Annotated in this window: 17 protein-coding genes and 1 pseudogene; 5 read left to right on the top strand and 13 right to left on the bottom strand. The window is 70.0% G+C overall.

Features of this window, described 5'->3' with window-relative positions:
- Window positions 1-118 precede the first annotated feature (118 nt).
- The 7 genes from OG819_RS25830 to OG819_RS25800 all read right to left on the bottom strand — a co-directional run bounded on the left by OG819_RS25830 (window position 119) and on the right by OG819_RS25800 (window position 8,085).
- Window positions 119-1,018: a S1 family peptidase gene (locus OG819_RS25830; RefSeq protein ID WP_266652845.1), complete on the bottom strand. Its 900-nt coding sequence runs from the start codon at window positions 1,016-1,018 to the stop codon at window positions 119-121.
- 303 nt (window positions 1,019-1,321) lie between these two features.
- Complete coding sequence (locus OG819_RS25825; protein ID WP_266634194.1) at window positions 1,322-2,104, bottom strand: DUF1684 domain-containing protein; 783 nt, start codon at window positions 2,102-2,104, stop codon at window positions 1,322-1,324.
- A gap of 88 nt (window positions 2,105-2,192) precedes the next feature.
- The gene (locus OG819_RS25820; protein WP_266623551.1) at window positions 2,193-3,491 is read right to left on the bottom strand and encodes an NtaA/DmoA family FMN-dependent monooxygenase; all 1,299 of its coding nucleotides are present in this window, start codon (window positions 3,489-3,491) and stop codon (window positions 2,193-2,195) included.
- Complete coding sequence (locus OG819_RS25815; RefSeq protein ID WP_266651269.1) at window positions 3,488-4,603, bottom strand: LLM class flavin-dependent oxidoreductase; 1,116 nt, start codon at window positions 4,601-4,603, stop codon at window positions 3,488-3,490. The genes OG819_RS25820 and OG819_RS25815 overlap by 4 nt, the downstream gene beginning before the upstream one ends.
- A 50-nt stretch (window positions 4,604-4,653) precedes the next feature.
- A complete protein-coding gene (locus tag OG819_RS25810; RefSeq protein ID WP_323138115.1) occupies window positions 4,654-5,415 on the bottom strand; it encodes an amino acid ABC transporter ATP-binding protein in 762 nt (253 codons plus the stop codon).
- A 43-nt stretch (window positions 5,416-5,458) separates the two neighbouring features.
- Entirely contained in the window at window positions 5,459-7,231 is a 1,773-nt protein-coding gene (locus tag OG819_RS25805; protein WP_266651268.1) for an FAD/NAD(P)-binding protein, read from the bottom strand.
- On the bottom strand, window positions 7,228-8,085 hold the full coding sequence (locus tag OG819_RS25800; RefSeq protein ID WP_266623556.1) for an amino acid ABC transporter permease: 858 nt from the start codon (window positions 8,083-8,085) through the stop codon (window positions 7,228-7,230). Before OG819_RS25800 ends, OG819_RS25805 begins: the two co-directional genes overlap by 4 nt.
- Before the next feature lie 420 nt (window positions 8,086-8,505).
- Between OG819_RS25800 and OG819_RS25795 the strand changes: the two genes are divergently transcribed.
- Complete coding sequence (locus tag OG819_RS25795) at window positions 8,506-9,462, top strand: ABC transporter substrate-binding protein (protein ID WP_266623558.1); 957 nt, start codon at window positions 8,506-8,508, stop codon at window positions 9,460-9,462.
- Between the two features lie 122 nt (window positions 9,463-9,584).
- On the opposite strand, the gene OG819_RS25790 is transcribed toward OG819_RS25795, so the two are convergent.
- Window positions 9,585-10,808: a DUF5685 family protein gene (locus tag OG819_RS25790; RefSeq protein WP_266651267.1), complete on the bottom strand. Its 1,224-nt coding sequence runs from the start codon at window positions 10,806-10,808 to the stop codon at window positions 9,585-9,587.
- Between the two features lie 290 nt (window positions 10,809-11,098).
- Between OG819_RS25790 and OG819_RS25785 the strand changes: the two genes are divergently transcribed.
- The gene (locus tag OG819_RS25785) at window positions 11,099-11,539 is read left to right on the top strand and encodes a cell division protein SepF (protein WP_266623561.1); all 441 of its coding nucleotides are present in this window, start codon (window positions 11,099-11,101) and stop codon (window positions 11,537-11,539) included.
- A gap of 40 nt (window positions 11,540-11,579) precedes the next feature.
- On the opposite strand, the gene OG819_RS25780 is transcribed toward OG819_RS25785, so the two are convergent.
- Together OG819_RS25780 and OG819_RS25775 are read right to left on the bottom strand one after the other, a co-directional pair.
- Window positions 11,580-12,770 carry an acyl-CoA dehydrogenase family protein gene (locus OG819_RS25780; RefSeq protein ID WP_266623563.1) on the bottom strand — a complete coding sequence of 397 codons (1,191 nt, stop codon included), beginning with the start codon at window positions 12,768-12,770 and terminating at the stop codon, window positions 11,580-11,582.
- A gap of 372 nt (window positions 12,771-13,142) precedes the next feature.
- Window positions 13,143-14,750, bottom strand: coding sequence for an MFS transporter (locus tag OG819_RS25775; RefSeq protein WP_266651266.1), 1,608 nt, complete (start codon window positions 14,748-14,750; stop codon window positions 13,143-13,145).
- Window positions 14,751-15,008: 258 nt separating this feature from the next.
- Between OG819_RS25775 and OG819_RS25770 the strand changes: the two genes are divergently transcribed.
- Window positions 15,009-16,178 (top strand): glycosyltransferase family 39 protein, encoded by a 1,170-nt coding sequence (locus OG819_RS25770; protein ID WP_266651265.1) that lies wholly within the window; start codon window positions 15,009-15,011, stop codon window positions 16,176-16,178.
- 238 nt (window positions 16,179-16,416) lie between these two features.
- A complete protein-coding gene (locus OG819_RS25765) occupies window positions 16,417-17,457 on the top strand; it encodes a phosphatase PAP2 family protein (RefSeq protein WP_266415690.1) in 1,041 nt (346 codons plus the stop codon).
- Between the two features lie 145 nt (window positions 17,458-17,602).
- On the opposite strand, the gene OG819_RS25760 is transcribed toward OG819_RS25765, so the two are convergent.
- Window positions 17,603-17,818 carry an I78 family peptidase inhibitor gene (locus tag OG819_RS25760; RefSeq protein ID WP_266415689.1) on the bottom strand — a complete coding sequence of 72 codons (216 nt, stop codon included), beginning with the start codon at window positions 17,816-17,818 and terminating at the stop codon, window positions 17,603-17,605.
- Between the two features lie 414 nt (window positions 17,819-18,232).
- On the opposite strand from OG819_RS25760, the gene ctaD reads away from it, so the two are divergent.
- On the top strand, window positions 18,233-19,927 hold the full coding sequence (gene ctaD / locus OG819_RS25755; protein WP_266623568.1) for a cytochrome c oxidase subunit I: 1,695 nt from the start codon (window positions 18,233-18,235) through the stop codon (window positions 19,925-19,927).
- Here the strand turns inward: ctaD and OG819_RS25750 are convergent.
- Both OG819_RS25750 and OG819_RS25745 read right to left on the bottom strand, forming a co-directional pair.
- Window positions 19,809-20,846, bottom strand: coding sequence for a YafY family protein (locus OG819_RS25750; protein WP_266651264.1), 1,038 nt, complete (start codon window positions 20,844-20,846; stop codon window positions 19,809-19,811). The genes ctaD and OG819_RS25750 overlap by 119 nt on opposite strands.
- Before the next feature lie 54 nt (window positions 20,847-20,900).
- Window positions 20,901-22,164: pseudogene (locus OG819_RS25745) on the bottom strand (ABC transporter substrate-binding protein).
- Window positions 22,165-22,212 lie beyond the last annotated feature (48 nt).

The following is a 22,212-nucleotide window of genomic DNA, read 5'->3' as shown; positions in this document are numbered from 1 at the left end:
TACTTCGACGGTAACTCCGTCACCCGAGCAAGGGCGAGCCCCCGCACGACAGTTGCGTACGGGGGCTCGCCTGCTGCTGGCTGCAGGTCCGGTTGTGCGTGCTACGGGGGACCGTCGGTCAGCCGACGCTCACGCCGTAGTAGCTCAGCGCCTCGGTGACCGGCTGGAAGAAGGTCGTACCGCCGGAGGTGCAGTCACCACTGCCGCCGGAGGTCAGACCGTAGGCGACGGTACCCGCGTAGAGCGGACCGCCGCTGTCGCCGCCCTCGGCGCAGACCGTGGTCTGGATCATCTGGTAGACCACGTCACCGCTGCCGTAGTTGACCGTGGCGTTCAGCGCGGTGACCCGGCCGCTGTGCGTGCCGGTGGTCGAACCACGACGGTAGACGGTCGTGCCCACGCTGGGCGTGGCCGCGCTGCTGATGGTCTGGCTGCCGACCGCGCTCGGGTGGGCGATCGAGGTGTTGGTGTAGCGCACCAGTGCGAAGTCGTTGGTCGGGAAGCTGTACCCGACGTTCGTGCCCAGCGTGGTGGTGTGACCGGAGTTGGAGTACCAGGTGGAGGCGACCTCACCGCAGTGGCCCGCGGTCAGGAAGTAGTAGGTGCTCCCGCTGTGCACGTTGAAGCCGAGCGAGCAACGGTAGGAACCGCCGTAGATGGCGTCGCCGCCGGTGATCAGCTTCTTGAACTTGCCCGGGGTGTGCTTGATCGTGATGGCCGCGGAGTCGCTGCCCGCGTCCTTCTTGATCTTCGCGATCTCGGCCTTGGAGACCGTGCTGTCGACGGTGACGACGACGCGGTTCGTCTTGGCGTCGACCGCCCAGGCGGTGCCCGCGACATCGGACTTGAGTACCGACTTGTTCACCGTGCTCAGCTGGGTGGCGCTGAACGTCTGGACGTCGGATGCGTTCGCGGTGGGGACGGAGAACGCTGCGGCGGCCAGGAGTCCGGTGGTCACGGCGATCAGCCGGGTCCGTCTCGCTATACCGCTGCGGGGGGTGGTGCGCTTGATCCTCACTTGTCGTTCCTCCCGAGGGAAGTAGGGGGCCCGCGTGGGGTCGGGGCCCGTGAGGCGCAGCCCGGAGCCGTCCGACCGGATTCCGGACAAGCCGTGCTCCTGACAAGCGCTGTGGGGGAGTATTCGGCTGCGCGACCGACCGGCGCAAGGGCGCCTTTCGGCCGTGCAGCGTTCAACTTGCCTTCCACCAGCGGCAGTTGATCTTCCCAGATTCAGGTGTGCGGATTGCGGATGGATCGTCGGGGCACTCGGAGTGCCAGGAGGGCTCGGAGGAGTGGGCGGAGGGCTCAAAGGAGTGAACCGTCAGAGCAACGTGCGCTCCCCCGCCGCGACGGCCACGCCCAGGCTGTTCCCGGGCGGCGGGAAGGGGCAGATGAAGTGGTCGGCGAACGCGCACGGCGGGAGCACGGCCCGATTGAAGTCCACCGTCGTGCGCCCCTCGGCGTCGGGCGCCGCGGGGCGCAGGAACCGGAAACGGTAGCTGCTGTCCCCGCTGGTGGCGTCGGCGAACACGGCCCACAGCGAGCCGTCGCTCTCCACCGACACCTGGAGCGTGAGGTCCTCGCCGTCCAGGGTGAAGGCGAGGATGCCGCCGAGCGCCAGACCACGGGCGGCTCCGTCCGCGTTCTCCACGTGTACGGTGCGGTTCTCGCCGTACGGCGTGAAGTGCCCCGGCACCGACCAGCGCGGCTCGTACGGCGTCGCCTCGACGCCCCTGAAGGCCGCGCGCGCTTCGGAAGCGGGGTCGAAGTCGCGTACGCCCCAGATCCCTTCGCGCACCAGGACGACGAAACGGCGCTCGCCGAGCCCCACCCGGGCCTTGGCGGCCGACCCGGGATCGGCGTCGAGCCGGACCTCGCCGGTGAAGGGCTCCCCGTCCAGGGTGAGACCGTCCTCGGGGGCGGCCGTCAGCAGGATCCCGTCCTCCTGGTCGGTCCACAGCCCGGGGATGTCCGGAAGTCGCCCGTCCGGATAGTCCTCCAGCCAGTGCGTGCCGGTGAGCGCCAGTGGACCGTAGGCGGCGGACACCGTCTCGACGCGGTACTCGTGCCACCGCTTCCAGTCCTCGGACGCGCCGTCGAACACGTCTGCGGATACGTCTGCGGATGCGTCGTCGGATACGTCTGCGGATACGCCGTCAGATACGTCGGCGGATGCGTCTTTCGTCATGTGATCAACCCTTCCATACGGGTTCCGGCAACCCGAGGTGTGAGCGCAGCGTCGTGCCCGTGTATTCCGTACGGAAGGCGCCCCGCTCCTGGAGCAGCGGGACCACCCGGTCCACGAACTCGTCCAGCCCGCCCGGGGTCAGATGGGGGACGAGGATGAAGCCGTCAGCGGCGTCACCCGTCACGAACTCGTCCAGTTCGGCGGCGACCACCTCCGGCGTGCCGATGAAGGACTGCCGCCCGGACGCCTCGATCACGGTCTGCCGGATGGACAGCCCCTTCGCCCGCGACAGGGCCCGCCACTTCTCCGCCACCGCGAGGGGGTCGGAGACGCGCACCCGCCCCTGCGCGAGGGCCGGCTCCGGCTCCGGGTCGATGTCGGGCAGGGGCCCGTCGGGGTCGTACGAGGAGAGGTCGACGCCCCAGATCTGCTCCAGGGCGAGGAGCGCGTTCTGCGGGGAGACCTGCCGGCGACGGATCTCGGCGGCCCGCTCCACCGCGTCGGCCGCGGTGTCACCGAGCACGACGGTGACACCCGGCATGATCTTCAGGTCCTCGGGCGACCGCCCGTATGCCGCGAGCCGACCCTTCACATCGGCGTAGAACTCCCGGCCGGCTTCCAGGGTCCCGTGCCGGGTGAAGACCACGTCCGCCGTGGAGGCGGCGAACTCCCGGCCCTCGTCCGAGTCCCCGGCCTGGATGACGACGGGCTGCCCCTGCGGTGAGCGCGGCAGCCCGAACTCCCCCGCGATGTCGAAGTGCTGCCCCCGGTGCGCGAAGGGGCGCGCCACGCCTTCCGGCGTCCAGGAGTCCCACAGCTCCCGGGCCGTGGCGACGAATTCGGCGGCGCGCGCATACCGGTCGGCGCGGTCGAGGAAGCCGCCGCGGCGGAAGTTCTCCCCGGTGAAGGCGTCGGAGGAGGTGACCACGTTCCAGGCGGCCCGGCCCCCGCTGAGGTGATCCAGCGTGGCCAGTCTGCGGGCGAGTTCGTACGGCTCGTTGAAGGTCGCGTTGACCGTGGCGGCGAGCCCGAGCCGCTCGGTGACGGCGGCGAGCGCGTTGAGGACGGTGATCGACTCCGGCCGCCCCACGACGTCCAGGTCGTGGATCCGTCCCTTGTGCTCGCGCAGCCGCAGCCCCTCGGCGAGGAAGAAGAAGTCGAACAGGCCTCGTTCGGCGGTGCGCGCGAGGTGTTCGAAGGAGGCGAAGTCGATCTGGGACCTCGAGCGCGGGTCGGTCCAGACGGTGGTGCTGTTGACGCCCGGGAAGTGCGCCGCCAGATGCATGCGCTTGCGTACGGTCATGACGCTCCCCCTGTCACGGCCCCCGGCACGGCACCCGCGTCGGCCCCTGTTACGGCGTACTGGTTGGTGGGCCGGGCCAGCCCCAGGTGCTCCCTGAGCGTGCTGCCCGGATAGAAGGCGCGGAACAGGCCGCGGTGCTGGAGCACTGCCACCGTTCCGTTGACGAGCCGCTCCAGGTCACGGCGCGGCTCGACCGGGGTGAGGTGGAAGCCGTCGACGGCCTCGGACGCGTGCCAGGCGGTGATCAGCTCGGCCAGATCGACCGGGCCACCTCGGTACAGCGGCCCCTGCGCGCTCTGCCGGGGACCGCCGCCGCCGTGACCCGGCTCGGCCGCGCGCTCCCCGTCGCCGAGGTCGACGACGAGCGAACCGAGGACCCGCAGGGAGTCGGGGTTGCGGCCGAACTCCGCCGCCGCGTCGCGCAGTTCGGTCCGTACGGCGCGGGCCTGCGCGGGGCCCGCGACCCGGACGAGCGCCACGTCGGCGTACCGGGCGGCGACCCGCCGGGCGGGCCCCTCGGTGGCGTCGACGACCCGCACGGGATGGCCCTGCGGGGGCCGCGGCACGATCGAGGGCCCCTTCACGAAGAAGGTGGCGCCCCGGAAGTCGACGTGGTGCAGCTTCTCCCGGTCGATGAACCGTCCGGTGGCCTCGTCGCGTATCTCGGCGTCGTCCTCCCAGCTGTCCCAGAGCCGGGCGGCCACCTCGGCGATCTCGCGGGCCTCCCGCCACAGCGCGTCGGCGGGTGCGGCATGCCGGCGCCCGAAGAGGCGGGCCTCGCCCTCGGTCGTCGACACGTCGAGCTGCCAGCCGGCCCGGCCTCTGCTGACCCAGTCGAGGGTCGCCACCGCCGCCTGGACGTGGAAGGGCTCGGTGTGGGTGGTGGTCACGGTGGGCACCAGGCCGATCCGGCGGGTGGCGGGCGCGAGACGGGAGAGCACGGCGAGCGCGTCGGGCCCGGGGCGCGCGAAGGTGTCGCCGAGCGTCACGAAGTCGAGCCCGCCACGCTCCGCGAGCTGCGCCGGCCCGACGTACGAGGCGGCGTCGAAGGCCGTCTGTTGATCGAGGGCGGCGGCCAGGTGCAACAGCCCCCGGCCGTGCGGTGCGGTCATATCGGGTGAAACCTTTCTCCGGTAAGTCGATCAAAAGGCCCTGGAGAGGGTCAAAGAACCTTGGACAGGAACGACCGCGTCCGTTCGTGCCGCGGCCGGTCGAGTACGTCACCGGGGGCGCCCCGCTCGACGATCCGCCCGTCGTCCATGAAGACGACGGTGTCGGCGACCTCCCGGGCGAACCCGATCTCGTGCGTGACGACGATCATCGTGGTGCCCTGGTGGGCCAGGTCCTTGATGACGTCGAGGACTTCGCCGACCAGCTCGGGGTCGAGCGCCGAGGTCGGCTCGTCGAAGAGCAGCAGCTTCGGCTCCAGGGCGAGCGCGCGGGCGATGGCGACGCGTTGCTGCTGGCCGCCGGAGAGCCGCTTCGGGTAGGAGTCGGCCTTGTCGGCGAGCCCCACCCGGTCGAGCAGCGCCCGCGCCCCCTCGACGGCGTCCTTGCGCGGGCGCTTCAGCGCGGAGACCGGGGCCTCGACGATGTTGTCCAGCACGGTGAGGTGCGGGAAGAGGTTGAAGTTCTGGAAGACGAACCCGATCCGGGTGCGCTGCTTCAGCACCTCGCGCTCGCGCAGCTCGTACAGCTTGTCTCCGGAGCGCCGGTAGCCGACCAGCGAGCCGTCGACGCTGATCCGGCCCCGGTCCACCTTCTCCAGGTGGTTGATGGTGCGCAGCAGCGTGGACTTGCCGGAGCCGGACGGGCCGAGGATCACGGTGACCTCGCCGATGCGCACCTCTAGGTCGATGCCCTTGAGCACTTCCAGCGGTCCGAAGCTCTTGTGCACGGACCTGATGTCGACCATGACGGTCATGGTGTGAATCCCTTGTTCCGGCAGTGGAGTTGGCGGTCGGTAGTTACGCGGCGGCCCGACACGCGAGGTCGCGCAGGAACACCAGCGCGGCCCGCGCGGTGGCGTCGTTCTGCCGGAAGGCGGGCCCGCCGGTGCGCGGCCGGGTGAAGGCGCCGGGGGTGCGAACGTCGGTGTAGGGCCCCAGCGCGAACCGCCGGGGATGCGGCCGCCCGGCTCCGTCGAGGATCCGCCCGTCGGAGCGGTCCACCCGCAGCAGCCCCTCCGGGGTCTCGACGGCCCCGTCGGCGTGCAGTGCACGCAGCAGCGGGTCGAGGGCACGCCGAACCGTGGGCTCGGGCAGCCGCGCCTCGACGAGCGCCCGCGCCTCGACACTCGCGCCCGGCACGGTCGCACTCGACGCCCGGAACACCCCGTCCTCGGCGGTCACGGCCATGTCCGCGCCCACGAACCGCACGACGCCGGCCCGGGACAGCGCGAGCATCTGCCGCAGCCGGGGGCCGGGCGGCCCCGAGGCGAGGTAACTGAAGAAGCCGTGCCACCAGGGCCCGATGTCACCGAGCTGGATCAACTGCCCGTAGACGGAGAGCAGTCCGAGAAAGACGGCCAGGTCAGGGCTGTGTACGGGATCATGACGGCGACTCAGATCCCCCTCGACGTACGCCCGGAGCCCCTCCTGGAACTCCTCGTGCGTCGCGTACCGCACCCCGTCGAGCGGACGGTCGAGCGCCGCGAGGTCGAGCCGGTCGGCCGGGTCGGGCACGGCGGACGCCACGAGAGCCTCACGCTCCACCGCCTCCCCGGCCGCGTACTTCTCCTCGAAGTCGGTCCAGGCGATGGCCGTGCGCTTGGAGTGGACGGTGAACAGCCGGTGGTAGTGCGCGAACCCCAGCTCCTTCTCGATCAGCGGCCACACATCCCGCCGGAAGTCGAACCCTCCCGGCCGGGCGAGCAGCGCGTCGACCTCGTCGGGCCCGAAGAACCGTGGCAGCGGCGGCCGTTCACCGGTCCAGTCGTAACCGATCTTCGAGTGGTACGGCACTCCGCGCCGCGACCCGACATACAGCACCGGCTCCTGCCCCGACGGAACGTACGTGTCGCCGTCGTACCGCCCGCCCCGCCCCTCCGTGAGCAGCACCATCAGGTCGACGAAGGCGAGACCGAAGCCGCGCACGAGGACGGGTTCGCCGGGTGCGAGCGAGGACAGGTCGCTGTCGGCGGTGAAGTCCGGCGGCAGATGGACCAGGCCGTGGGTGCGGGCGTACGCCGACAACTCGCGCCGTTCCTGGTCGAGTTCGGCGTCGAGGTGGCCGAGGGCAAGGACGACGAGGTCGGCGAGAAGGGGACGCGCGCGGCCCTCCAGCCACACCTGCTGGCGCCCCTCGCGTGGACCGCTCACCCTGAGGGCCCTGTGCGGGTGATGGTGGACGGTGACGTCCGGCGGCAGGGCCGCCACGGCTTGCTCGTGCACCCAGCGCAGATAGGCGCCCTGGAGCCGACGGTCGGCGAAGGTGCTGCCGTCGATGGCGGCCCATTCGTGCAGCGTGGGACCGGGGCGTACCGGACCGTCCATGACCACCGTCTCGTCGGTGAACATGGTGACGTCCTCGGCGTGCGAGTTCATCCACAGCAGCGGCGACTGCGCCGCGCGCCAGATGCGTCCGGCGCCCGGCGGATGGGGGTCGACGAGATGGATGTCGAGGCCTTCGGTGCCCGAACCGGCGTACAGCTCGGGCGCGTTGGCGGCGATGCGCTCGATGAGACCGGTCCCCCGCGGCCCGGCCCCGACGATCACGAGAGTCGGCTTCGTCGTGCTCATCGGGTGCGCTCCGAACCGCGCGCGTAGTGCTTCTCGACGTAGTACTGGCCGACGCTGAGCACCGAGGTGACGACGGTGTACCAGATGGTGGCGACCATCAGCAGCGGGATGACCTGGTAAGTGCGGTGGTAGACCAGCTGCACCGAGAAGAGCAGGTCCTGCACGGCGATGACGCTGACGATCGAGGTGCCCTTGAGGGTGCCGATCAGCATGTTCCCGGCGGGCGGCACGATGGAGCGCATCGCCTGCGGCAGCACGATCCGCCACCAGCGGCGCCACCGGCTCAGCCCGAGCGCCTGCGCGGCCTCGATCTGTCCACGGTCGACGGAGAGGATGCCGCCCCGGACGACCTCGGCGGCGTAGGCGGCCTCGTGCAGGGTGAGCCCGATGATCGCGACCGCGATCGGGGTGAACAGATCGACCGTCTTCACGCCGAGGAGCTGCGGATACAGCGCCCCGATGTTGAACCACAGCAGCAGCTGCACCAGGATCGGAATCGACCGGAACAGCCACACATAGCCCCAACCGACGCTGCGCAGCACGGGGTTGGCGGACAGCCGGGCCGCCGCGAGCAGTGCCCCCAGGACGAACCCGAGCACCATCACCACAGCCGTCAGCCACAGGGTGAGCCACAGGCCGCGCAGCACGGAGCCCGAGGTGAAGTAGTCGCCGACCACGCCCCACTGGAACGCCTGGTTGCGGACGACGGAGGTGACCGCGAGTCCGAGCAGAACGAGCACGGCGACGGCGGCCGCCCACTGACCGAGACGGCGCTGCGGAACGATCCGCAGGGAGTCGGCCTGCTCCGGTATGTCCGGTGCGGCGGATGTTTTGGCGAGGGTGTCGGAAGACATGCGGAAGACTCCGTGACGTCGGTCGAACACGGCTGCCTTCACACGGAGCGCCTCGCGGCGCCGTACGGCCGAGCCCCTCAGCACGGCCGTCCACCGAGAGTACGGGCCCGTTTCCCCCCGCTGTCAAGGCTGTCCATACTGTGAGCCGTACGTCTCAGGTCAGTTGACGCACAACCGGATGCCTGTTCCACTTGGCCCATGCATCCACAGCAGTGGCTGGTCAAGCGCTCCCACATCGACTTCGGTCGAGTGTGGTCCTCTTCCTGTTGAGCTGACCCACTGCGCGCCCTGACCACTTGATCCCTTGATCAAATCGGGCGCCTTTCGCGTTCTCCCCCCCTTTTTTCTCCCCCTTCGCCTTCACACGCGCATCCCTCCCCTCGGGTTCTGCTCACTCTTGCTCTCAGGAGACCGCACACCATGCGCACGTCCACGCGTACCCGTTATATGCGTTTTGCGCCCTTTGCCCTGATCACCTCGACGGCCCTGCTTCTCACGGCATGCGGCTCCGGCTCGGACGGCACGTCCGGCACCACGGCGAACGCGGCCGCGGCCAAGGCCGGCAAGATCCCCGCCACGGACGTCGTCTCGGACATCACGAAGGACGAGGCCGCGGCCAAGCTGCTCCCGTCCGGCGTCACCAGCCTCACCGTGGCGGTCGCCGTCGGCGGTACGCCACCCGGCACGACGTACCTGGACGACGGCAAGACGCTGACGGGCCAGGACGTCGACTTCGCGGACGCCGTGGCCAAGGTGCTCGGCATCGAGCTCAAGACGGAACAGGCCGGCTTCGAGGCGATCCTGCCGGCCCTGGACAGCGGCAAGTACGACTTCGGCGCCAGCAACTTCGGCGTGACCGACGAACGGCGCAAGACGATCGACTTCGTCACCTACATCAACGACGGCCAGGGCTTCGCCGCCCGCAAGGACAGCAAGCTCGCCAAGATCACCGATCTCGAGCAGCTGTGCGGCCTGAACGTCGCGACCGGCGCGGGCACCACCTTCGAGGCGACACTGGAGGAGAACAAGAAGGTCTGCGCCGACGCCGGCAAGAAGGCGTACAAGGTGCAGACCTACAGCGAGCAGGGCGCGATCTGGTCCTCACTCCAACAGGGCCGCAGCGACATCGTGATGAGCACCATCAACGGCCTGCGCTACGCCGTCACCCAACAGCAGGGCGTCAAGTTCCTCAACGAGTTCCACCGCCTCGACGTCGGCTTCGCCTTCAAGAAGAACACGAAGCTGGCACCGGCCTTCCAGGCGGCGGTGAACAAGCTGATCGCGGACGGCACGTACGACAGGATCCTCAAGAAGTGGGGGACAACAGGTTCGGCGATAGAGAAGTCGCAGATCTCACCGCCGGAACTGAAGAACTAGGGCGCCCGGCGACGACGAGATCGGAGTGTGACGTCCACTCAAGTGCCTTACGTGGAATTCCCATCCGGCCGGTCGGACCCGTACGGCGGCGTGATCGCGCACGCCGCCGTATACGGGGCCGGTCACAGTCCGCAATCGCAGCACGAGCAGCATTCGCAGATCTCGCAGGCCTCGCAGCAACTGCAGTCACAGTCGCAGTTGCTGAGACAGCCCTCGCGCTTCTTGCGCGACCAGGGCCCCTCGAACTCGTCGGCACAGCACACCTTGCAGGTGCAGCACACCCCGATCGCGGCCGCGCACCCGGCCCAGAAGCCGCGCCCGCCGGGCCCCGGCGGCTGAAGGGAGGGACCGCCACCGAAGGGGTTGCCGCCACCGGCGTAAGGATTCTGCCCGTCGTGGGGATGCGGGCTGCTCGGGTTGTACGGCCCACCGTGCTGCGGCGGTCCGAACGCCCCTCGCACACCATCCGCATGAGCCTGATGCCCGCACCCCGACGTCCCGAACGCACGGTCCACCGACCGTCCCAGCTCGTGCGCGAGCAGCAGATGCGCCAGCTTGCCGTCCGTGAAGCTCACCTCGCGCAGCGCGAGCCGTATCCCGTGCAGGGCGTCATCGGCGAGCCGTCGCGCCTCCACGAGCGAGGTGCCGGTGGCCGTGAGCGGATTCCACGCCCTCGACGCGGCGTCGGTCTCCCTGTCCTCCACGGCGTCCAGCAGATGCGCGAGTCGCCCGAAGAGCCGGCCGGCCTCGGCGAGCGGCTCGGCGTTGTCCGGGCGCCCGGCCAGGACGGCCGTGTGCGCGAAGGCGGCGGCGGTCGCGGTCTCGGTGGGCTCGGTGACGGTCAGGAGCGGCGTTCCGGGACCGGCGAGCGCCTCGATGCCGATCTGCCGGTCGACGGCATCGACGAGTACGGCGGTGTCGAAGCCCACGTCAGATCCGGTACGGGCCCCCGCGCGCCCCCAGCTCGCGGCGACCCGGCGGGCGGCGCGCGCCACCGGCCGGCGCGCCAACAGTCCGTCGCCGTCCGCCACGTGGTCGCGCACCTTGGCCGAGGCCAGCACCAGCGAGACGGCGGCGGCGAGGCGGGCTCCCTCACCCTGGGCGACGGAAGCGGTCCGCATCCCGCGCAACGGGCACGGTCCCGCCGTACGCCGCCCTCCGGTGGCGCGCTCGGCCTGAGCCTCCGTCAAAACCGATATCAGCAGCCCATCGTAATTAGTGACAATCCGAGCGAACTGCCCGTGGTCTCCGCGCAACGCGAGACAGAGCCCGCACAGATGCGCCATCCACTGCGTTCTGAGCCCCTCACCGAGGCGATGGCTGCAGGGCCTCACGATTCCGAACACGACACTCCCCCGTGCCTCGTACGACGTTGAGCTGCGGCATCGTACCGACCCTCGCGTTCACCCGTACGCCCTACTCATCACCCGAACGCCGTCGAGAATCATATTTCACTCACAGTCAGCAGCCGTACACGGTAGGACCCTTGGGGCACGCGGGCTCTCGACGAATTCGCTGTGCACCAGTACCGTCACGAAACCCCCGCGCGGCGTCTATCCACTTGGCGCGACATCCGCATCATGGACGACCATGGGGATGCGGAAAGCAAGAAAGACCGCTGTGAGAGGAGGCGTCCATGGGATCGGTGCGCAAGGCGAGTGCCTGGCTTGGCCTCGTCGACGACAACGATGACGAGCGTTACTACGACGACGACAACTACGCCGAAGGACAGGACTCCGGCGATGCCTGGGTCACGGACCCGCGTGTGAAGGTCGCGTCCGAGACGGCGGAAGAGACAGGCCGCCGGATCGGCACGGTCACCCCGGACAGCTTCCGGGACGCACGCGGCATCGGCGAGCTCTTCCGGGACGGCGTCCCGGTCATCATCAACCTCACGGCCATGGAGCCCGCCGACGCCAAGCGCGTGGTGGACTTCGCGGCCGGCCTGACCTTCGGCCTGCGCGGCACCATCGAGCGGGTCGCCACCCGGGTCTTCCTGCTGACCCCTGCCAACACCGAGATCGTCAGCGGCGAGCCCGCGGGGCGTCAGGCTGACGGCTTCTTCAACCAGAGCTGAGGCAGGGCCGCTCACCGGCCCTGCTTCGCCGGTGCTCGACTCACCGAAAGGCGTCGAGTCCGGTGAGCGCCTTGCCCAGCACGAGTTGATGCATCTCGACGGTGCCCTCGTAGGTGAGCACCGATTCGAGGTTGGTCGCGTGCCGCATCACGGGGTATTCGAGCGAGATCCCGTTGGCGCCGAGAATGGTACGGGCGGTCCGGCAGATCTCGATGGCCTCCCGTACGTTGTTGAGCTTGCCGAAACTGATCTGCTCGGGACGGAGTCGTCCCGCGTCCATGCGCCGCCCCAGATGGTGGGCGAGCAGAATTCCCTTGTGCAGTTCCACCGCCATGTCGGCGAGCTTCGCCTGGGTGAGCTGGAAGCCGCCGATGGGCCGCCCGAACTGCTCGCGCGTCTTCGCGTACTCGACGGCGGCCTCGAAACTGGCCCGCGCGGCGCCCATCGAGCCCCACACGATCCCGTACCGCGCGTGCGACAGACAGCTGAGCGGCCCCTTGAGCCCGGTCACGTCCGGCAGTACGGCGTCGGCGGGCAGCCGTACGTCATCGAGGACGAGCTCACTGGTGACGCTCGCGCGCAGCGACCACTTGTGCTTGATCTCGGGAGCGGAGAACCCGGGGGCGTCGGTGGGCACGACGAACCCGCGAATCCCGTCCTCACTCTGCGCCCAGACGACCGCGACCCCGGCCACGGATCCGTTCGTGATCCACATCTTCCGCCCGCCCAGCACCCAGTCGCCGCCGTCGCGCTTGGCGTACGTCCGCATGGCGCCCGGGTCGGACCCGTGGTCGGGCTCGGTCAGCCCGAAGCACCCGATGACCTCACCGGCGGCCATGCGCGGCAGCCACGCCTGCTTCTGCTCCTCGCTCCCGAACCGGTGAATGGCGTACATGGCGAGGGAGCCCTGCACGGAGACGAGGGACCGGATGCCCGAGTCGGCGGCCTCCAGCTCCAGACATGCGAGCCCGTACTGGACGGCGGTGGCCCCCGCGCACCCGTACCCCTCCAGCGACATCCCGAGCGCCCCGATCCCGCCCAGCTCGCGCGCCAGCTCCCGGATCCCGGGCAGCTCGCCCTTCTCGTACCACTCGGCCACGTACGGCAGCACCCGGTCCGCGGCCCATGTCCGTACGGTGTCCCGGATCGCCAGGTCCTCCGGGTCCAGGAGGTCGTCGAGGCCGAGGGGGTCGGCGGGGTCGAAGGGCGGGAGCTTCGGGGACGCGGACATGGGGGCAGCCTCCGGCACACTTAAACTAGCACCGCTAGTTACGGTCTCGCCCCGACGGTACGACCCAGCGTCCCGCACGTCCAGTACCTCTTTGGCCGTCGGCGGCTGCGGGTCAGAGCTCTCCCACCCACGCACCACCCGTTTCCAGTACGCCGACAAGTGTGGGTCCCCCGCGGGGGTGAAGCGCCATCGGCGGCTCCCGGTTCGATCGAGGGGGCTCGGGTGGCTGTTCCCCGCCGCAACGGTGCTCAGCCACCGGTGAGGCGCTCTCCGAACGGACCGGCAGGCGCCGACGACGGGCAACCCTCACGGGAGACCCGCACGTATCGACATGATGGAAACGGGTGGTGCGTGGGCGGGAGAACCCCTCCGCTACGCCGAGACGCGGGACTCCGCGACCCCCCGGGGCGCCGGAATCTCCGCCGGGCCCGCCGCAGGCACCCCGCACTCCATGACCCGAGGCAACCGCAACGCCATCACCGCCCCCAGCAACAACAACCCCGCGCTGACGAGCAACGTCACATGCAGCCCGTGCACAAAGGAGTCCCGAGCCGCATGACGCAGGGCCGCACCACGCACTCCACCCAGCCGCGCGGCGACGTCGTACGCCTCTCCCAGCGAGTGCCCCGCCGCAGCGGAGTCCCCCCTCGAGACCCCCGGTACGGACGCCAGTCCGGGCGCGTACGCCGCGTTCATCACACTCCCCAGGAGCGCGATCCCGATCCCCGCGCCCAGCTGGTACGAGGTTTCACCGATCGCCGCGGCCCCACCCGCCTGCGCCGGCGGCGCCTCGTTCAGCATCGACTCGTACGCCCCGAAGAGCGTCGTCTCCAGCCCGAACCCGAGCAGCACGAACCCGAACAGCAGCAGCCCGGTGTTGTCGTCCCCGCCCATCGCGGTGAGCGTGACGACGGCGACCGCGGTGAGGCAGAACCCGAAACAGACCATCGCGCGCGGCCCGAACCGCCGCAGCATCCGCGCCCCCGCGAGCCCCGCGGCCATCGCCGCGAAGGTGAGCGGCAGCAGCCGCAGCCCGGTCTGCAGGGGTGAGAGCCCGAGGACCAGTTGCAGGTACTGCGCGGCGATCAGCTCAAGGCCGACCAGCGCGAGCATGGCCAGGACGATGCAGCCCACGGACGTACTGAACGCGGGCCGCGAGAACATCCGCAGGTCCACCAGCGGATGCGTACGGCGTCGCTGGCGTCGCACGAAGGCGACCATCAGCGCGCCGCCCACGAGCAGCGGCACCAGCGTCAACGGACCGAACGGCGCCTCACCGCCGCCGAGCCGCTTCACCCCGAACACCAGCCCGAAGAGCCCGGCGGCGGCCATCAGCGCCCCCACCACGTCCCAGGGACCATCGCGGTCACCGTAGGACTCGGGCAGCAGCAGCCGTCCGATCGGCAGGCTGATCAGCATCAGCGGAATGTTGACGAGGAAGACCGATCCCCACCAGAAGTGTTCGAGGAGGAACCCGCCGAGCAGCGGGCCGACCGCCGCGCCCACCGCGGCGACCGCGCTCCAGATGCCGATCGCGAGCGCCCGCTCCCGCCGGTCGGGAAATACCTGGCGCAGGATGGACAGGGTCGCGGGCATGATCATCGCGCCGCCGACGCCGAGCAGGGCGCGCGCGCCGATGAGGACCTGGGCGTTGTCGGCGAGCGCGGCGATCCCGGAGGCGATACCGAAGAGGCCGTATCCGAGGAGGAGCACACGCCTGCGGCCCACCCGGTCACCCAGCGTGCCGAAGAGGATCAGCAGCGCCGCGCAGACGAGCGGGTAGATGTCGACGATCCAGAGCAGTTCTATCGCGCCGGGCTTGAGGTCCTCGGTGACCGCGGGCACCGCGACGTGCAGCACGGTGGCGTCGAGGGCCACGAGGAGCAGGCTGACGCACAGCACCACGAGGACGACCCAGCGGTTGGCACCGGCCCCGGCCTCCCGACGGCGACACGCGGTGGCCGTGGTCGTCCTGGACATGTACGTACCTCCCAGATGTTCCCTCGCGTTCGGCGATCCGCTGGGTGGGGACTCCCTGCGGCTGCGGTCCGGGAGGAGCGGAGTCCCGGACGCACGCATCAAAGGCGAGTGAGCGGCCAGCGTACGCGAGTTCCTGCCGCATACACGTGGCGGACCTCTCACGTTCTCCCTGCCGAGCATGTGGTGTACGCCACGCTCCTGTGGTGCACCACGCCCCGGACGGCCGCCCGGTTCCGCCCGCCGTCGATAATCGAGCCCGTGACCGATCTTGAAACGCCTGTCGCGACGCCGCCCGGCGCGAGCGCGCCGCGCCGGGCCGCGCCCGCCCTCCTCGGGTACGCCGCGGTACGGGCGCTGGGCGTGCTGACGCTCGCCCTGTGGAGTGCGGCGAACGGCAAGAGCGCCCACAAACTGCTGACGGCCCGCTGGGACTCGCTCTGGTACACCCGCGTCGCCGATCTCGGCTACGGCTACGAGGTGCGGCTGCCAGGCGGCGACGTGCACTCGAACCTCGCGTTCTTCCCGCTGCTGCCGTGGCTGGAGCGGCTCGTCTCGGCGGTCTCCCCTCTGTCCTACGCGGATGCCGGGCTGCTGGTCAGCACGCTGGCCTCACTCGCCGCGGCCTGGGGGATCTTCGCCGTCGCGGACCATGTGTACGGCCCGCGCGTGGGCGTCTGCGCGGCGCTGGTCTGGGCGGTGCTGCCGGTCGGCATCGTGCAGTCGATGGCGTACAGCGAGTCGCTGTTCACGGCACTCGCCGCCTGGTCGCTCTACGCGGTGCTGACCGGTCGCTGGGTGACGGCGGGCCTGCTCGCCGCCTTCGCCGGCCTGACCCGCCCGGTGGGGGCCGCGGTGGTCGCGGCCCTGTGGGTGGCGGCCATCACCTCGTTCGTGCGGGATCGGAGCGCGCGCCCCACGCGCGGCGCGCCCGTGTTCCGACGCGCCCTCGGCATGCTCCTCGCGCCGCTCGGCGCCGCCGGGTATGTGCTGTGGGTCGGCCACCACACGGGCAAGGGCCCGCTCGGCTATCTCGACGTCCAGGCGGGCTGGCGCAACGGATTCGACGGCGGGTACGCGTTCGCCCGCTTCGTGGGCGACAAGTTCACGTCATTTCCGTCGGCGCTGGCCGGCGTCGGACTGATCGTCGGAGTCGCACTGATCGTCTGGCTGTACGTGACGTGCGTACGACAGGGCCAGCCGGTGGCCCTGCTGGTGTACGCGGGGATCGTCGTCGCGCTCGCCCTGTGCGCGTCGAGCTACTTCGGCTCGAAACCGCGCCTCCTGCTGCCCGCTTTCCCCCTCTTGCTCCCCCTCGCACTGCCCCTGGCCCGACTGCGTACGTCCAGGTCAGCGCTGATTCTCGGCGGCATGGCGATGGCCTCCGCGCTCTACGGAGCGTTCTGGCTGAACGGCTCCGGTCCGCCATGATCAACTCTTGACGCTCGGTGAGCGGCCGGATAATTCCATCCCAGGATTCGGTGAACGAATTCAAAAGTGGCATAAAACCGGGACCCGGGCCGATCAATGGAATTGAAGGATCAGGGCGCCGATGATTAGAGAATCATTGGAATTAAACATCACCCTGAGAGGAATCCCACATCACATCGTCATCACAAAGCGAGTGATTCGGCCTGGAACGCAGCTCACTCGCTGTAACGTCGATTGAGTGCGTACCGAACGAAACCTCACCCGTCTGGACCGGGTCTTCGCCCGGTTGGACCGTGAGCCGGAACGGCCGGCGAACATCGATGTGCCGAAGATGAGCAGGCACAGGGTTGTGCTCTTCGGAGCCACCCTGGCCTTCTACGTGGCCATCGTGTGGGCCGTGGCGATCACGTCGTGGCTGGTCCGGTTCGACTGGCAGGTCATGTTCTTCCGGCCCTATCAGCAGTGGCCGGAGATCCACGCGTTCCTCGACTACTACGTGGTGCTCGGCCAGCGCGGCCCCACCGCCGTGATGGTCGCCGCGTGGCTCGGCTGGCGCTCCTGGCGGCAGCACACCCTGCGCCCGCTGCTCACTCTGGGCGCCTCCCTGCTACTGCTCAACATCACGGTCGGCGCCGCCAAGCTCGGCATGGGCCGCCTCGGCCCGCACTACGCCATCACGATCGGCTCGAACGAAATGGGTCTGGGCGGCGATATATTCCCTTCGGGCCACACCGCGAACGCCGTCGTGACCTGGGGAATCCTGGCCTATCTGGCCTCCACCCCACGGGCGAGGCGCTGGCTGTCCGCGCTGTCCGCCGTGACCTCGCTCGGCGTCGGCCTCACCACCGTCTACCTCGGTACGCACTGGCTGAGCGATGTGCTGCTGGGCTGGGCCGCCGGTCTGCTGATCCTGCTGGCGCTGCCGTGGTGCGAGCCGCTGATCGCCCACGCCGAGACCGGCCTGTTCACCCTGCGCGACGCCTGGCGCGCCCGCCGCGGCCGTGCGCTGCCCGTCCCGGCCAAGGCTCCGGTCAGTTCCCCGGTCGGTACGCCCGTGCTGGTCAAGCAGTCCGCCCCGGTGGACGAGGAAGTTCCGGCGCGCGGGGCGGTGGCCACCGCCCGCCCGCCCCGGGCGCCGGTCTACCTGGCGCCTGGACCGCACACGGCCCGCTCCGAGCGCACTCCGGTCACCCCGGTCGGCAGCCGCCGTCCACCGCACTCGGACCGCGTGGCGCGCACCACCACGACGTCGTCCGCCCGGCCGCTGGCAGGCGGCTGAGGCCGGACGGCCCGATCATGGAGAACAGCGGGGCCGGTACGCACAACCTCCCCGCACGGCGAAGGCCCCCGGCTCGTGAGCCGGGGGCCTTCGCGCATCCCGTGGATTCGGTCTCCCGGCCTCCGTGGATTCGGTCTCCGTGGCCTCAGCCCTTCCAGCAGCGGGTCACCCGGCCGTCGGTGACCTCGAAGTTCAGCCGTCCCGCGCGGTACTCCATGGTGATGATCGCGCCGGGCGGCAGCGAGCGCACCGTGGACCAGCCGTGCTCCCGGGCGCGGTGCTCGGCGTTCCTCGCCTCCAGGCCTACATAGGCCTGCGGACTGTCCTCGGGCTCTGCGGGCGGGGTGGGAATGGGTGCCATGACCGCCACGTTAGGCGGCCGACCGCGGCGGGGGAAGTCCGGACGGCGACCATGCGTCACTCATCCCCCTCCGGTCACGCTTCTGTCACAGGATCACGACACCCGTTTCGGCCTAACTCCGTCACACGTACGAGGGGTTCCGTACGTGTCCCGCACGCCTTCGAACGTAATTCGGTACTAACGTGACGCCGTCCCGAATAACCCAATGAAAAGCGCGGAGTCCCCCGTCGAGATCCCGTGGGGCGAAGCCTTTCCATTCCGATTCCGGGGCATGTCGCGGAAGCTGACACCGCATAGGAAATGCACGGTTCCAGCACAGAACCCCCGCACGCCCTCTGTAGGAGCGCGGAGCGACGCAAGCACCATGGCGTGAGCTTCGGGCAGGCCCACGGCGCGACGGCGAAGGGGCGAGCAATGGGCACGGAGACCGCGCAGGCGATGACGCGACCCGTCCACACGGGGCGGCGGCCGGGACGGCTGGCCGTGGACTGGCTCACCACGACGGACCACAAGAAGATCGGCCATCTCTACCTGATCACGTCCTTCGCCTTCTTTCTCGCCGGCGGTCTGATGGCCTTGGTGATGCGCGCCGAACTCGCCCGGCCCGGTCTGCAGATCGTGGACAACAACCAGTTCAACCAGTTGTTCACCCTGCACGGCACGATCATGCTGCTGCTGTTCGCCACCCCGACCTTCGCCGGGTTCGCCAACGAGATCATGCCGCTGCAGATCGGCTCCCCGGACGTCGCCTTCCCCCGCCTGAACATGCTGTCGTACTGGTTCTTCCTCTTCGGCGGTCTGATCGTCCTCGGCTCGCTCATGGTGCCCGACGGCCCCGCCGCCTTCGGCTGGTTCGCCTACGCCCCGCTCAACAGTCTGGAGCGCTCGCCGGGCATCGGCGCCGACATGTGGATCATGGGCCTGGCGCTGGCCGGCTTCGGCACCATCCTCGGCGCGGTGAACTTCATCACGACCATCGTCGGGATGCGGGCTCCCGGCATGACGATGTTCCGGCTGCCGATCTTCACGTGGAACATCCTCTTCACCTCGATCCTCGTCCTCTTCGCGTTCCCGGTGCTCGCGGCGGCGCTGCTGGTCCTGGAGGCGGACCGGCGTTTCGGGTCGGTGGTGTTCGAGGCGGCCAACGGCGGCGCGCTGCTGTGGCAGCACCTGTTCTGGTTCTTCGGGCATCCCGAGGTCTACATCATCGCGTTGCCGTTCTTCGGGATCATCACGGAGATCCTGCCGGTCTTCAGCAGGAAGCCGGTCTTCGGCTATCTGACGCTGGTCGCCGCGACGATGGCCATCACCGGTCTGTCGATCGTGGTGTGGGCGCACCACATGTTCGCGACGGGCGCGGTGCTGCTGCCGTACTTCTCCTTCATGTCGTTCATGATCGCGGTGCCCACGGGGGTGAAGTTCTTCAACTGGAGCGGGACGATGATCAAGGGCTCGCTCTCTTTCGAGACGCCCATGCTGTGGGCCATCGGCTTTCTGGTGTCGTTCCTGTTCGGCGGTCTGACCGGGGTGATCCTGGCCTCGCCGCCGATGGACTTCGAGGTCACCGACTCGTACTTCGTGGTCGCGCACTTCCACTACGTCGTCTTCGGCACCGTCGTCTTCGCGACCTTCGGCGGCTTCTACTTCTGGTGGCCCAAGTTCACTGGCAAGATGCTCGACGAACGCCTCGGCAAGATCCATTTCTGGACGCTCTTCGTCGGCTTCCACACGACGTTCCTGGTGCAGCACTGGCTGGGCGCCGAGGGCATGCCGCGGCGGTACGCGGACTATCTGGCCGCCGACGGGTTCACGGCGCTCAACACCGTGTCGACGATCGGCGCGTTCCTGCTGGGCATGTCGACGCTGCCGTTCCTCTACAACGTCTGGAAGACGTCCCGGTACGGCACGAAGGTCGAGGTGGACGACCCCTGGGGCTTCGGCCGCTCCCTGGAGTGGGCGACCTCGTGTCCGCCGCCCCGGCACAACTTCGTCACGCTGCCCCGGGTCCGCTCCGAGAGCCCGGCGTTCGACCTGCACCATCCCCAGTACGGGCTGCTCGCTCCGGGGACCGCTCCAGCGCCCGGGACAGCCGGTCCCGGGACGTCCTGATCGCCTCGGTGAGTCCGGCCGGCTCCAGGACCTCGAACTCGAAGCCCGTCAGCATCACGTGAATCACCATCACGTCGAGGCTCGCGGCGCCGGTGCGCAGCACGCAGCTGTTCTCCCCGGAGGCTTCCAGCGTCCCCGCCCAGGGGGATATCCGCTCGGCCGCCTCTTCGAGGGGCACGAAGAGCCGGACGGCCGCGTGCGCGGCGTACGCGCGCGTGGAGACCCCTTTGGAGACATAAGCCGCCAGATCCTCGGCCGGTGGCGTACGGGGGGTGAAGCGGGGCCCGTGCGGAGGCCTGGGCGTGATGCGGTCGGCGCGGAACGTGCGCCAGTCGTCGCGGTCGACGTCCCAGGCGACCAGGTACCAGCGGCGCTCGGTGCACACCAGGCGGTGCGGTTCGACGGTCCGGCGGGTCGGGGAGCCGCCGTGGTCTCGGTAGTCGAAGCGCAGCCGCTCGCGGTCGCGGCAGGCGTTGGCGAGTTCCGTGAGCACGCCCGGGTCCACGGCGGACGGCTGGGGGTCGCGCAGCATCGGCACGGTGAAGGCGTTCAGGGCGCCCACGCGGCGGCGCAGTCGGTTCGGCAGCACCTGTTCGAGCTTGGCGAGGGCGCTTACGGAGGTCTCGCCGATGCCCTCGATGCCCTGCCCGGCGGCCGTGCGCAGCCCGACCGCGACGGCCACCGCCTCGTCGTCGTCGAGCAGCAGCGGCGGCAGCTCGGCCCCCGCGCCGAGCTGGTAGCCGCCTCCCGTGCCCGGGCTGGCGTTGACGGGATAGCCCAGCTCGCGCAGCCGGTCCACGTCGCGGCGGATCGTGCGGGGTGTCACGCCCAGGCGGTCCGCCAGATCGGGCCCGGACCATTCGCGGTGGGCCTGCAGCAGTGAGAGCAACCGCAGCAGTCGTGCCGATGTCTCCAACATGGCGGCGAGTCTGCCAGCACTTGCGGACCGTGGCTGTCCGCGAGGTGCATCACGTCAGGGTTCGTACGGCAGTTGCGGCACGTCGAAGCAGTCGCTGTTCATGTCGCCCTGGGAGACCCAGCCCTTGCCGTCCTCCCAGCGGGCGACCGAGACGCAGGTACGACGGGTCTTCGGGGGCGTGGGCAGGGCGCTCGGAGGAGACGGGGATCAGCAGGCCGTCGGCCGTGTACGGGGCGCCGCGGTTCATGAAGCGGTCGACACACGCGCGTGTGACTCCCGTTTCCACGCAGGACTTCGCGGCGTCCGTGAACCACATCGCGGCCGCCCAGCCCTCCAACTGCCACTGGGAGTGCGTCGGCAGGCCCTTGGTGGCGTCCCGGAACGCACGGACGGCGGCGTCGGAGGTGTCCTCGTAGTTCCGGCTGGATCCGGTCGCCCACAGGGCGTTGCGGCAGCGCGGGGCGTCCTTGTAGTCCTCGGGGACAGTGGAGGTCCAGTTCTGCACGTTGGTGACCTTGGCGATGACCTTGGCGCCGACGTCGTCCATCGCCTTGCACAGCTGGGCGTTGCCGTGCGTGTCGAGGGCGTCGAAGACCAGGTCGGCGCCCTGGTCCTTCAGATCGGCCGCGGCGGCACGGAAGTTGGGCAGCGCGAAGTCGACCTGTTCGGTGACCACCTGGTAGCCCTCGGCCTTCAGCCCTCGGGTGACGAGCCGGGCGTAGGCGGCCGACGCGGACTGGTTGTAGGAGATGACGGCGGCGGTACGGGCGCCCTGGACGCGCTTGAAGTAGCGGTAGACCTCGGTGCCGCCGTACAGCTTCCCGCCCCAGCCCGGTGTCCCCTCGCGGGGCGCCAGGCTGCCGTAGATCCCGTAGAGGTGCGGATAGGTGTCGTAGGCCGCGCCGATGGGCTGTCCGCCGATGTCGGGCACCCCGGCGGCGGACACACGGGAGGCGCCCGCGTAGTCGAAGGCGGTGGTGGCGACGAGGGCGACGACCTTGTCCTCGTCGATGAGCCGGTGCACGCACTCGTTGTCGCCCACGCCGCTGCCGCCGTCGTCGCAGGTGCGCACCTCGACCGGGCGGCCGCCGATGCCCCCACGCGCGTTGAGGCGGTCGAAGTAGGCCTTGGCCCCGTCGCGCGGGCCGGTGAAGGCGGAGCCGCCGACGGGGCTGGTGGCGCTGGTGACGATGCCGACGCGCAGTGGGGCGGTGCTCTGCGGGGCGGGCGCGGTCCGGTGCTCGAAGTCGCTCTCGGGCAGGCGGCTGCCGCAGGCCGCCGTGCCCAGGACGAGCGCCGTGCCCAGCAGAAGCGGCAGGCCCGCGGCGAGGACTCGTTCGCGAACTCCCTTGGGGCGCACGGTGGG

The organism is Streptomyces sp. NBC_01549 (assembly GCF_026339955.1).
Taxonomy (GTDB): Bacteria; Actinomycetota; Actinomycetes; order Streptomycetales; family Streptomycetaceae; genus Streptomyces.
Note: the sequence above shows the minus strand (reverse complement) of the source record. Positions and strands in the feature narration are given on the sequence as shown.